Here is an 11,896-nt window from a genome sequence, read left to right on the forward strand (position 1 = left end):
CTCGCCGCGTTGTCGGGGCACCCGAGTACGTCCCGTACACGGGCGCCGCTGCGCCTTGCGATGCACGGCACCGGGCACCGCGGGCCCTACCGGCGCCACTTTGACGACAGGACCTAGTCCGGGGGGAGTTGGGCCACCACGAGGGCGATGGCCGCCTCGGCGGTGTCGGCCTCGCCGATCACGTTCGTCATGCGGGGGCCGCGCACCCGGAACCGGCCGTCGGCCAGCGGCTCGACCGCCGGCACGCCCACGTTGAACGGGGGGCTCGTACGGGAGCTGAACCACAGGGTCCAATGGCTGGTGAACGGGTACAGCCGTCTGAGTCTCGGCTCCTTGGAGGCCGCTTCTATCAGCGCCAGGACGCCCTGACCCATGGTCTTGGAGTCGGCGCGGTCGAGCATCAACCGCCACGTCAAGGGCATCCGCTGCCAGCGTGCTTCCACGGCGTCGGCGGGCTCGCGTTCGTCCTGAAGGTTCATCCGCGCAGTGTGCCGCGCCACCGGCTCCGGGACAACGGTCGAGAAGGTCACAACCGGAACATCGCGACCGGAACGACACGACCGCAAGGGCGCGGCCGGGACGCCGCAACCGGAGGATCGCGACGGAACGTGACGGCCGGAGGGGGCGGGGGCCGGGCGGGGGTGGAGCGGCCCCCGCCGCCCCGGTCGCGGGTCAGCGGCGGCTGACCCGGAGCTCCTTGATGCCGTTGAGCCAGGCGGCGCGCAGTCGCCTCGGGCCCTCGCCGGCCAGGCGCAGGTCGGGCAAGGCGTCGGCCAGCGCGTTGAAGATCAGGTCGATCTCCATGACGGCCAGCGACTTGCCGAGGCAGAAGTGCGGGCCGCCGCCCCCGAAGCCCAGGTGGGGGTTGGGGTCGCGGGTGATGTCGAAGGCGTCCGGGTTCTCGAAGACCTCGGGGTCGTGGTTGGCGGAGGAGTAGAACATCCCCACCCGGTCGCCCGCCTTGATCTTCTGGCCGCCCAGTTCGGTGTCCTGGGTGGCGGTCCGTTGGAAGGACACCACCGGGGTGGCCCAGCGCACGATCTCCTCCGCCGCCGTGGCCGGCCGCGTCGCCTTGTACAGCTCCCACTGCTCGGGGTGGGTGAGGAAGGCGTGCATGCCGTGGCTGATGGCGTTGCGCGTGGTCTCGTTGCCCGCGACCGCGAGCAGCAGCACGAAGAAGCCGAACTCGTCGGAGCCCAGGTTGCCCTGTCCCTCGGCCGCGACCAGCTGCGTGACGATGTCCTTGGCGGGACACTCCTTGCGTGCCGCCGACAGGTTCATCGCGTAGCCGATGAGTTCCATGGCCGCGTTCGAGCCGACCTCCTCGGTGATCGCGTACTCGGGGTCGTCGTAGGCGATCATCTTGTTCGACCAGTCGAAGATCCGGAGCCGGTCCTCCTGCGGTACGCCGATCAGTTCGGCGATCGCCTGGAGGGGGAGTTCGCACGCCACCTGCGTCACGAAGTCGAAGCTGCCGTCCGAGGAGGCGGCCACCGCCTCCTCGACGATCTTCCGCGCCCGGTCCCGCAGGGCCCCTTCCAGGCCGCGGATCGCCCGCGGGGTGAATCCGCGCTGCACGATCTGGCGGACGCGGGTGTGTTCCGGCGGATCCATGTTCAACATGATCAGGCGCTGGGCATCGATCTGTTCGCGCGCGATGTGCTCGTTGAAGCGGATGATCGCCGTGTTCGTGGTCGAGGAGAACAACTCGGGGTGCGTGGAGACGTACTTGACGTCCGCGTGCCGCGTCACGGCCCAGTAGCCCTCGTCGTCGAAACCGGTGATGCCCCGCCGCTGCGGGCACCACCAGACGGGGGCGGTCTGCCGGAGCTGTGCGAACTCCGGGAGGGGGACCCGGTCCTGGAGGAGATCGGGGTCGGTGGCGTCGAAGCCTTCGGGCAGCGCGGGGCAGGGCATCGGGCGACTCCAAGGTCTGACGGCCCATCAGAAGTTGGCTCGAAGGTAATAACGAGTTCCAGAAGAGACAAGGGCTCCGGCGCCAACTGTTGCGTGTGGAATCCGTGGAGCCGCGTGCAAGACCCTTGCGTGCCGGGCCTCCAGGTCATAAGACTGCGGATGGAACTAGAACGCGTACTAGTTCAGGGCGGGGCGCCGGGACGGCCCGCCGCGCCGGTACCGTGCAGGAGAGGACGAGCTCATGGCCGCGGAACCCGTCATCGTCGAAGCCGTACGCACCCCCATCGGAAAGCGCGGGGGCGCGCTCGCCAACCTTCATCCCGCCTACCTGCTCGGTGAGACCTACCGCGAACTCCTCGCCCGTACCGGAATCCAGCCCGACTGCGTCGAACAGATCGTCGGCGGCACCGTCACCCACGCCGGCGAGCAGTCGATGAACCCCGCCCGCAACGCCTGGCTGGCCATGGGCCTGCCCTACGAGACCGCCGCGACCACCGTGGACTGTCAGTGCGGCAGCTCCCAACAGGCCAATCACATGGTGGCCAACATGATCTCCGGCGGGGTCATGGACATCGGCATCGCCTGCGGGGTCGAGGCCATGAGCCGGGTCCCGCTCGGCTCCGGCTCCAAGCACGGTCCCGGCAAGCCCTTCCCCGACGAGTGGAACGTCGACCTCCCGAACCAGTTCGAGGCCGCCGAGCGCATCGCCCGCCACCGGGGACTGACCCGCGAGGACGTCGACACGCTGGGCGTGCTCTCCCAGGAGCGGGCGGCCACCGCCTGGGCCGAGGAGCGCTTCAAGCGCGAGACGTTCGCCGTGCAGGTGCCGACCACCGAGGCGGAACAGGCCGCGGGTCAGGGCATGTGGCGGCTGGTCGACCGTGACGAGGGACTGCGGGACACCTCCATGGAGGGCCTCGCCCGACTCAAGCCGGTCATGCCGACCGCCGTGCACACCGCCGGGAACTCCTCGCAGATCTCCGACGGGGCCGCGGCCGTGATGTGGGCCTCGCGCAAGATGGCCCGCGCGCTGAAACTCAAGCCGCGCGCCCGGATCGTGGCGCAGACGCTGGTCGGCGCGGACCCGCACTACCACCTGGACGGACCGATCGACGCGACACGGGCCGTGCTGGGCAAGGCCGGGATGTCCCTCCGGGACATCGACCTCGTGGAGATCAACGAGGCCTTCGCCTCCGTCGTCCTCAGCTGGGCGCGGGTCTTCGACCAGAATCTGGAGAAGGTCAACGTGAACGGCGGCGGCATCGCGCTCGGCCACCCCGTCGGCGCCACCGGCGCCCGACTGATCACCACCGCGCTCCACGAGCTGGAACGGCGCGACAAGGAGTTCGCGCTGATCACCATGTGCGCGGGCGGGGCGCTGGCCACCGGCACGATCATCCAGCGGCTGTAACGGCCGCGTCCGCACCACCACCACCGCGCGAGCGGTCTCGGACCCAGTGGGATGGGAAGCCGAAGGCCCCGACGACCGGACCTGGGGAGGCCGGCCACCGGGGCCTTCGCATGTCTGTCACCGCCTTGTGGGCGGATTCCGCGTTGCCACGCGGGGGGTGTTCTCGTCGCCTCGTGGGCGGGAAGTCGTGCGTCGCCTCGCGGGCGGGTCCTGCCGTGTCCGCTGCCACTGGTCGGCTTAGTACCAGTGGTGGGACTGCCAGAAGTTCCAGGCGCCGACGGGGCTGCCGTAGCGGGAGTTCATGTAGTCCAGGCCCCACTTGATCTGGGTCGCCGGGTTGGTCTTCCAGTCCGCGCCCGCCGAAGCCATCTTCGACGCCGGCAGCGCCTGGACCAGGCCGTACGCGCCGGAGGAGGAGTTCGTGGCGGTGTGGTTCCAGCCGCTCTCGTGGGAGACGATCTTGGAGAAGGCTGCGAACTGGGCCGGGTCCTTGATCATCTGCTGCGCGATGGACTTGGCGTTCATCGGGGCCGCCTGGGCCGGGACCGTGGCGAGCATGGAACCGGCGACGCCGAGGGCGAGCACGGAACCGGCGATGGCCTTCTTGGAGGCGGTGATGCGGCGGATGACGGTGTTGGACACGGAATGGCCTTCCGTAGGGGACGGGGACGGCCGCAGGCACGCCGAAGACGTGCGTGAGCCACTCACGCAGCGGAGAGGGGTTCGTCGGCGGGGGGTGAAGTACCCCTGCCGCCTTGCGACTCATCCAGTTCTACAGACGCCCCGACGGCCTGGCAACGACCCCTCTTACTAGCGGCCCTCGCAGGCGGGGTGTTTCGACCCCCCTTCGCCCCGAGCGGCCTTCACGCAGGTCGGGGCGGGTCCGAAGGGGGTGATACGGGACCCTTGAGGGCTACTAGTCCCTTTCGTATGTGACCTGCGTCCTGTGGGGCGGGTCACCGGCCAGGGCCTCGAATCTCACCGTCCGTGGTCACCCGTACCCCTCTCGGGGAGGGGGTCGGAAACGGACTAAACCCCTGAATCAAAGGAAATCGGGGCATCGAAGGCGGCTTTCCGCGTCGCCCGCCGGAGGGCCTTCAGCAGGGTGGCGCCGAGGGTGAGGGTCAGTACGAGGGTCAGCGCCGCCCGCCCCAGATCCCAGCCCAGCGAGGTCGCCAGGCAGTACGCGACGAACCGCGCCAGGTTCTCCGGCACCGGGTCCCCCGGGTGGAAGGAGACGCCCTGCCCCATGCCCTGGAGGATCACCCACCCCTGGAGGTTCATGATCGTGCCGTACGCGAACGACCCCACGAACCCGTACGCCGCGAGCATCCCCAGCTCCACCCGGCCCCGGATCCGGTCCGGACCGGGCAGCAGACCCGCCCCCAGCGAGAACCAGCCCAGCGCCAGCATCTGGAACGGCATCCACGGCCCGACCCCACCCGTGAGCAGGGCGGACGCGAACATCGTCACCGAGCCCAGGACGAAGCCGAAGCCGGGCCCCAGCACCCGGCCGCTCAACACCATCAGGAAGAACATCGGCTCCAGGCCCGCCGTGCCCGCGCCCAGCGGTCTGAGCGCCGCTCCGACGGCGGCCAGCACGCCGAGCATCGCGACGGCCTTGGCGTCCATGCCGTTGTCGGCGATCGTCGCCACGACCACCGCGACGAGGAGGGGCAGCAGCGCCGCGAAGAGCCACGGGGCGTCCTGGGAGTGGGCCAACCCCGACTGCCGGTCGGCGAGCAGCGGCCAGCCGAACGCGACGATGCCGATCAGGGTGACCAGGACCAGGGCGACGGCGGCACGCGGCCCGATGCGGACCGGGCGGGCGGACCGGGCGGACCGGGTGGACCGCGTGGTGCCGTCGACGGGGCGGACCGGGCCGACGGGGCCGACGGGATCGGTCGAGCCGGCCGGATCGGCCGGATCGGCCGGGTCGGTGGTGCGGGGAGTGCGCGTGGTGCTCACGGGGCGAGACCCCCGGCCATGTCGTCGCCGGCGCCTGCGACGCTGTCCCCGTCCCCGTCCCCGTCCCCGTCCCCGTCCCCGTTCACGTCACCCTCACCCTCACCGTCATCGGAGAGGGCCCGCGCGACCTGGGACACCGTGAGCCACCGCCCCGGCGCCAGGATCTTGGCCACCTGCGGGGCGAAGGCGGGGGAGGAGACCACGACCTCGGCCGTCGGACCGTCCGCGACGATCTCCCCACCGGCCAGGATCACCACCCGGTGCGCCAGCTCGGCGGCGAGTTCCACGTCGTGCGTGGCCAGGACGACGGCGTGCCCCGCGCCGGCGAGCGAGCGCAGGATCCCGATCAGCCGGGCCTTGGCGGCGTAGTCCAGGCCGCGGGTGGGCTCGTCGAGCAGCAACAGGGCGGGTTCGCCGGTCAGCACCAGGGCCAGGGCCAGCGCGAGACGCTGCCCCTCGGAGAGGTCCCGTGGATGGGTGTCGTCGGGGACGTCGGGCAGCAGGGCCGTCACCAGGTCCCGGCAGGTGCCGGGCGCCGCGCCCGCGTCGGAGTCGGCGGCCGCGCACTCGGCGGCGACCGTGTCGGCGTAGAGGAGGTCCCGGGGGTCCTGCGGGACCAGCCCGACGTGGCGGACCATCTCCGGCGGCGGGGTGCGGCGCGGGATGCGGCCGCCCACGAGCACCGTGCCGGTGGTCGGCTCGATCGTGCCGACGAGGGTCGCGAGCAGGGTGGACTTGCCGGCGCCGTTGCGGCCCATGAGGGCCACGGTCTCGCCGGGGGCGATCGTGAGGTCGATCCCGTGGAGTACCTCGGCCCGGCCCCGGCGTACGGACACACCTGCGGCCGTGGCCGTCGCAGCCGTCGTGGCACCGACGCCGACACCGACACCGGCACCGACACCGACACCGGCACCGACACCGGCGCCGGCGCCGGCAGCGGGCGCGGGCGGGGTGCGGCGCAGCAGCCGGGCCAGGCGGCCGGGGGAGCCCTGGGGGCGCCTCGGCCCACCCGCCGCACCCGGCCCCTTCGCGGGCTCGGGCGGCGTCCGGACCCCCGCCGCGCACGCCACCGGGACGGGATCCGTCGCCGCGTCCTGCGGCAGGCGGGACCGCAGCGGGCCGGCCAGCCGGCGGGCGTCGCGGACCGACAGGGGCAGGGGGGACCAGCCCGCGAGTCGGCCCAGGGAGATCACCGGGGGGTGCACCGGGGAGACCGCCATGATTTCCGCCGGGCTCCCCATGACCGGGGCCGCGCCCGGCGACGGCAGGAGCAGCAACCGGTCCGCGTACTGGACCACCCGCTCCAGGCGGTGTTCCGCCATGAGCACCGTGGTGCCCAGGTCGTGCACCAGCCGCTGGAGCACCGCCAGGACCTCCTCGGCCGCCGCCGGGTCCAGCGCCGAGGTGGGTTCGTCCAGGACCAGCACGCGCGGGTGCGGGGTCAGCACGGAGCCGATCGCGACCCGCTGCTGCTGCCCGCCGGAGAGGGTGGCGATGGGACGGTCGCGGAGTTCGTTGAGGCCCAGCAGATCGAGGGTCTCCTCGACCCGGCGGCGCATCACCGCGGGCGGGAGCCCCAGCGACTCCATGCCGTAGGCCAGCTCGTCCTCCACCACGTCCGTCACGAAGTGGGCCATCGGATCCTGGCCGACCGTGCCCACCACGTCGGCGAGCTCGCGCGGCTTGTGCGTACGGGTGTCGCGCCCCGCGACCGTGACCCGGCCGCTCAGCCGGCCGCCCGTGAAGTGCGGGACCAGCCCGGAGACCGCCCCCAGAAGAGTCGACTTGCCGACACCGGACGGGCCGACCAGCAAGGTCAGCTCCCCTTCCGGCACGACGAAGTCCGCGCCGCGCAGCGCCGGTCCGGCGGCTCCCTCGTAGGTCACCGACACCTGCTCGAAACGGATCACTGCGACGCCTCCTTCGGCGGAACGGGTGCCACGAAGGCGGGAAGCAGGCCGATGAGGATCGCGGCCGCCGGCCACAGCGGGAGCGTGGGCGCGACCAGGGGCACGACCCCCGGGCGCAGCGCCTCCGGGTCCCGGGTGCCCGCGTAGATCAACAGGCCCGCGACCGCCGCCCCCGACCCGGCGACCAGCCAGGCCCGCGCGCCCCAGCGATCGGGCCGGTACCGGGTGCGGACGCTGCGCCGGCCGCCCAGGCGCAGGCCCGCCAGGGCCAGCACCAGGCCGACGAGGAGCAGGGGCAGGCCGAACGCGGCGCCCTCCGCCGCGAGCAGCCCGTACGTGCCCGCGCACATGCCGAGGAGCCCGCCGAGGGTGAGCGCGTTGGTGGTGTGCCGGACCGCGGGCGGAACCCGCGCCGTGCGCCCGTACCCGCGCGCGTCCATCGAGGCGGCCACCGCCACCGAACGCTCCAGCGCGCCCTCCAGGACCGGCAGACCGATCTGGAGGACGGCCTTGACACCGCCGGTGGGCCGGCCGCGCAGCCGGCGGGCGGTCCGCAGCCGCACCACGTCCGCAACCATGTTCGGCGCGAACGTCATGGCGACGACCACGGCGACCCCCGCCTCGTACAGGGCGGCCGGCAGGGACTTCAGCAGCCGGGCCGGATTGGCGAGGGCGTTGGCGGCGCCCACGCAGATGAGGAGGGTGGCCAGCTTCGCGCCGTCGTAGAAGGCGAAGACCAGCTGCTCGGCCGTCACCCTGCCGCCGAAGCGGATGCCCTGCGCCCAGGCCGGCAGGGGAACCTCCGGCAGCATGAAGAGGGTGTGCGAGCCGGGCAGCGGGGAGCCGAGCAGCATGGAGAAGACCAGGCGCAGGCCGATGACGAACAGGCCGAGCTTGACGAACGCCCCGTACGAGCGCGCCCACGGCGCCGAGGTCCGGCGGGCGGCGACCACGTAGCCGGCGACGCCGACGATCAGGCCGAGGAGGAGGGGATTGGTCGTCCGGGAGGCGGCCGTGGCCAGCCCGAGGGCCCACAGCCACCAGGCCCCCGCGTGCAGGGCGTTCCCGCGACGTGCCTCGGGGGCCAGGTGCCGCCTCTTCTTGTACACGGGCCCGTGCGGGTCGGTCTTCGCCGCCGCGAGGCGGCTCCGCCCGGGCGGTGTCACGTCGCCGACCGCCGCGCCGTGGACGGTCCCCGACACGTCGACGGAGGCGGACGTGGCCGCCGGACCGGTGTCGGACGCGGTACCGGGCCTGCGCGCCGGCTCCGTCATCGGGCGCGGCGGCGGGACTGCCAGACGCCGGCCGCGGCCAGCGCGGCCACCGCCACGACGCCCACGACGAGACCCGCCGAGGGCCCACCGGAGCCGCCCGAGGACGATGCCGAGGACGGGGCGGAGGCGGAGGAAGAGGACGCCGACGGCTTGTGCCCGGTGTCGTCGGCGATCGGCTCGCCGCAGCCCTGCCGCGGGTAACCCGAGATCCCGCACAGCAGCGCGGCGCCGTTGTAGCGCAGCGGCTTCGCGACCGCCGCCAGGGCCTCCGCCGACGTGGCGTCCGGCGCCACCCGGGCGCAGGCCGTGCGCGGCGCGTCCCCGGGCGGGGTCTCGCCCGAAGGGGCCTCCGCGGGGAGCCCGAAGTCGATGACCAGGGCCACCCGCTTGCGGCCCTGCTCCGCGGGGGTCGCGGAGCAGACGGCGTCGAAGTCGGCGTCGGCGCGGGGCCGCCCGGACTGGTCCCCGGCGTCCTTGCTCACGCCGAAGCGGAACCCCTGTACCGAGCCGTCCGCCGGGCGCGCCGTCGAGGGGCCCTGGGTGGCGTACGACCAGGAACCGTTCGCACCGCCGTCCCAGAACGACCAGTAGCGGTAGCTCGACGCCATCGCCGGGGCGGAGGCGAACAGCACGAGGAGGACGCCGAAGGCGAGGGCGAGGGCCGGGAACCGGCGAGCGGGCAGCCCGCGCATCAGATCTGGTTCTTCTTCCGGCGGCCGCTCAGCAGGATGCCGATGCCCATGCCGGCCGCGGCGCCCGCGCCGATGATCCACCAGAGGTTCCCGTTGCCGGAGCCCTCGTCGTCCTTCTTCTTGTCGGCGTCCTCGGAGGCCTGCGCCGTCGGGGTCGCCGACCGCGGCGCCGGGCCCGTCGCGTTCAGCGCGGCGACCAGGTCGGTGGACCCGAAGGCCTTCGGGTCGGTGCCCGTGGCGTGCGCGGTGAGGATCAGGGTGCCCAGGGCCGCCGGGTTGCCCTTGGACCACTCCGCCGAGTTGGCCTTCAGCCACTCCAGCGCGCCGGCCGCCGACTGCTTGTGGCCGGCCGCGGCCAGGGCGATCACCGCGTCGGCGGTGTTGCCGGTGTCCGGGGTGGGCTGGTCGGCGCCCGGGGTGACGGCGGTGAGGTGGCCGTCCTTCTTCAGGGCCTCGGCGAGGTTCCCGGCCGCGCCCTGGGCGGCGGCCGTCGGGTCGCCGGCGGTCGCCGGGCAGGCGAGCGCGGCGGCCGGGGTGTCCGTACCGGCCGGGGCGACGACCGCGCCCTTGCCGAGCGCGGCCAGCGTCGCGGCGGCGGTCGCGTCGGCGTTCGCCGCGAGCTTGCCGTCGGCCGGCTGGTACCCGAAGGCGCCCCGGTCGGCGGCCGGCTCGGCGGAGCAGCCCAGCTGGAAGGAGAGCAGGCCGTCGTACGCGGACTTGCCCGCCTTCGACTTCACGTCGGCGGGCTTCTCGCCCGCCACGGCCAGCGCGCTGATGACGACGGAGGTGGAGCTGCCCTCGCTGGGGGAGCCGGGGACGTACGCCCAGCCGCCGTCCTCGTTCTGGACGGACTTCAGCCAGTCCACGCCCTTCTTCACCGCGGCGTCGTGGCCGCCCAGCGCCGCCAGCGCCTGCACGGCCACCGCGGTGGCGTTGGTGTCGAGCACGGTCTTCGCGTCGCAGGCCTTCGAGGCGTCGGCGCGGAAGGAGGCGAACCCGCCGTCGGCGCACTGCTGGCCGACGAGCCAGTCCACGGCCTGCGCGGCCGGCTGCTCGCCGACGGTCCGCTGGGCGAGCAGCGCGAACGACTGGCGCCACACGCCGTCGTACGTCGGGTCGCCCTTGCCGAACAGACCCGAGGGGACGACCGGCGCCGGGGAAGGGGAGGGCGCGGCGAGGGCCGCGGGGGCGGCACCCGCGCAGAGCACGGCGGAGGCGGCGAGCGCGGCGGCGCTGCGTCGTACGTTCATGTGGGGCGGGTGCCTCTCGTGCTGGGGAACGGAGGCAGGCACGCGCGGGTACCGGGCTCCGGCTCCGTTTACCTCGACGGTGCCGGCCACCGGAAGACCCGGCGGCACGAGCCGCGCACTCCGGTACAGGGCATTCCGGCTCCCCGCCCCGATGTCGCGGGGGTGGGTCACGGTTGCGGGTCAGCGCCGGATTCGCACCGGCTTCCCCCCGTACGGAAGTGTGGACGACGGGCCCACTCTACCGGCCCGTAGGTGTCGGTGACCGGGGCGTGGGGCCCTGCGCCCCTTACCGAGCCCGGCCCACGCCCCCGGCCCACGGCGCCCGGTCCACGCCCCCGGTCCACCGCGCCCGTTCACCACGCCCCGTTCACGGCTCCCCGTTCACGGCTCCCCGTTCACAGGGCCCGGTACGTCACCGGGTCGCTGCCCGGTACCGGCTCCGCCCGGCCCTGTTTCACCAGCCGCCGCAGATGCGCCTCCGCCTCGGAGACGGCGATGTTCCGGGAGCCGTACGGGATCTGCTCCCAGGGACGGTTCCACTCCATCCGCTCCGCCAGCTCCCACGGGGTCAGGGGGGTGGCGAGGAGCCCCCACAGCCCGGTGAGTCGCTCCTCGTGGTGGTCCAGCAGCTCGCGCACGCGGGCCGGGGCGTCGGTGAAGGGGTGCTGGTGGGCCGGCAGGACCTCGGCGGGCTCCAGCCGGCCGACGCGTTCGAGGGAGTCGAGGTAATCGCCGAGGGGGTCGGTGACCCGGTGCTCGGAGGGGTCCTCGTACAGGCCGATGTGCGGGGAGATGCCCGGCAGCAGGTGGTCGCCCGAGAACAGCCGGCCGTTGCCGGGCAGGCCCGCGGGGTGGGCCTCCTCCAGGTGGAGGCAGACGTGGCCGGGGGTGTGGCCCGGCGTCCAGATCGCCCGCAGTCGCCGCCCGGCGAGGGGCAGCAGTTCGCCCGGGACGATCTCCCGGTCGGGGACGGCCGCGTGCAGGCCCGGCAGGGTCCGCAGCCGGCCGCTCGCGCGGGCCGCGCGCAGGGGGGCGATGTGCTCCTCGGGAGCGCCGGCGACGGCCAGTTTCTCGCTCATGTAGTCGAACCAGACGCCCGGTTCGGCGGAGCGGGTCCGCACGACGACCTCGGTGTCGGCTGCGTGCATGGCGATCCAGGCGCCCGATGTCTCCCGGACCCGGCCGGACAGGCCGTGGTGGTCGGGGTGGTGGTGGGTGATGACCACGCCGTGGACGTCGGCGATCGCGATGCCGAGGGCGTCGAGGCCGGCGACGAGGGTGTCCCAGGACTCCGGGTCGTCCCAGCCGGTGTCGACGAGGACCGGGCCGCGGTCGGTGTCGAGGACGTGGACGAGGGTGTGCCCGAGGGGGTTGTCGGGGATGGGGACCTTGATGCCCCACACGCCTCCGCCGTGGTCGGTGACCTGAGGTGTCACGAGGGCTCCCTGTCTGCCGGCTGTCCGGTGGTCGTGCG

10 protein-coding genes are annotated in these 11,896 nt (G+C 73.5%); 1 reads left to right on the forward strand and 9 read right to left on the reverse strand.

Features of this window, described 5'->3' with window-relative positions; all coding sequences use genetic code 11:
* Positions 1–113 precede the first annotated feature (113 nt).
* On the reverse strand, positions 114–479 hold the full coding sequence (locus tag OG906_RS23480) for a DUF6193 family natural product biosynthesis protein (RefSeq protein ID WP_267802207.1): 366 nt from the start codon (positions 477–479) through the stop codon (positions 114–116).
* 193 nt (positions 480–672) lie between these two features.
* The gene (locus OG906_RS23485; protein WP_329445518.1) at positions 673–1,917 is read right to left on the reverse strand and encodes a cytochrome P450; all 1,245 of its coding nucleotides are present in this window, start codon (positions 1,915–1,917) and stop codon (positions 673–675) included.
* 241 nt (positions 1,918–2,158) lie between these two features.
* Here OG906_RS23485 and OG906_RS23490 point away from each other — a divergent pair, with 241 nt between their 5' ends.
* The gene (locus OG906_RS23490; RefSeq protein ID WP_329445520.1) at positions 2,159–3,328 is read left to right on the forward strand and encodes a steroid 3-ketoacyl-CoA thiolase; all 1,170 of its coding nucleotides are present in this window, start codon (positions 2,159–2,161) and stop codon (positions 3,326–3,328) included.
* A 237-nt stretch (positions 3,329–3,565) separates the two neighbouring features.
* On the opposite strand, the gene OG906_RS23495 is transcribed toward OG906_RS23490, so the two are convergent.
* The 7 genes from OG906_RS23495 to OG906_RS23525 all read right to left on the reverse strand — a co-directional run bounded on the left by OG906_RS23495 (position 3,566) and on the right by OG906_RS23525 (position 11,858).
* Positions 3,566–3,970: a transglycosylase SLT domain-containing protein gene (locus OG906_RS23495; RefSeq protein ID WP_267826564.1), complete on the reverse strand. Its 405-nt coding sequence runs from the start codon at positions 3,968–3,970 to the stop codon at positions 3,566–3,568.
* Between the two features lie 387 nt (positions 3,971–4,357).
* A complete protein-coding gene (locus OG906_RS23500; protein WP_329448110.1) occupies positions 4,358–5,143 on the reverse strand; it encodes an ECF transporter S component in 786 nt (261 codons plus the stop codon).
* A 149-nt stretch (positions 5,144–5,292) separates the two neighbouring features.
* The gene (locus OG906_RS23505) at positions 5,293–7,206 is read right to left on the reverse strand and encodes an ABC transporter ATP-binding protein (protein WP_329445522.1); all 1,914 of its coding nucleotides are present in this window, start codon (positions 7,204–7,206) and stop codon (positions 5,293–5,295) included.
* Entirely contained in the window at positions 7,203–8,480 is a 1,278-nt protein-coding gene (locus tag OG906_RS23510; protein ID WP_329445524.1) for an energy-coupling factor transporter transmembrane component T, read from the reverse strand. Before OG906_RS23510 ends, OG906_RS23505 begins: the two co-directional genes overlap by 4 nt.
* Positions 8,477–9,172: an SCO2322 family protein gene (locus tag OG906_RS23515; protein WP_329445526.1), complete on the reverse strand. Its 696-nt coding sequence runs from the start codon at positions 9,170–9,172 to the stop codon at positions 8,477–8,479. Before OG906_RS23515 ends, OG906_RS23510 begins: the two co-directional genes overlap by 4 nt.
* Positions 9,172–10,422 (reverse strand): prenyltransferase/squalene oxidase repeat-containing protein, encoded by a 1,251-nt coding sequence (locus OG906_RS23520; protein ID WP_329445528.1) that lies wholly within the window; start codon positions 10,420–10,422, stop codon positions 9,172–9,174. The genes OG906_RS23515 and OG906_RS23520 overlap by 1 nt, the downstream gene beginning before the upstream one ends.
* Before the next feature lie 395 nt (positions 10,423–10,817).
* On the reverse strand, positions 10,818–11,858 hold the full coding sequence (locus tag OG906_RS23525; protein ID WP_329445530.1) for an MBL fold metallo-hydrolase: 1,041 nt from the start codon (positions 11,856–11,858) through the stop codon (positions 10,818–10,820).
* Positions 11,859–11,896 lie beyond the last annotated feature (38 nt).

This window comes from Streptomyces sp. NBC_01426, from assembly GCF_036231985.1.
Lineage (GTDB): Bacteria > Actinomycetota > Actinomycetes > Streptomycetales > Streptomycetaceae > Streptomyces.

Coding starts and splice junctions, on each gene's coding strand:
- OG906_RS23480 (WP_267802207.1), bottom strand. CDS start 479: ATGAACCTTCAGGACGAACGCGAGCCCGCCGACGCCGTGGAAGCACGC.
- OG906_RS23485 (WP_329445518.1), bottom strand. CDS start 1,917: ATGCCCTGCCCCGCGCTGCCCGAAGGCTTCGACGCCACCGACCCCGAT.
- OG906_RS23490 (WP_329445520.1), top strand. CDS start 2,159: ATGGCCGCGGAACCCGTCATCGTCGAAGCCGTACGCACCCCCATCGGA.
- OG906_RS23510 (WP_329445524.1), bottom strand. CDS start 8,480: ATGACGGAGCCGGCGCGCAGGCCCGGTACCGCGTCCGACACCGGTCCG.
- OG906_RS23515 (WP_329445526.1), bottom strand. CDS start 9,172: ATGCGCGGGCTGCCCGCTCGCCGGTTCCCGGCCCTCGCCCTCGCCTTC.
- OG906_RS23520 (WP_329445528.1), bottom strand. CDS start 10,422: ATGAACGTACGACGCAGCGCCGCCGCGCTCGCCGCCTCCGCCGTGCTC.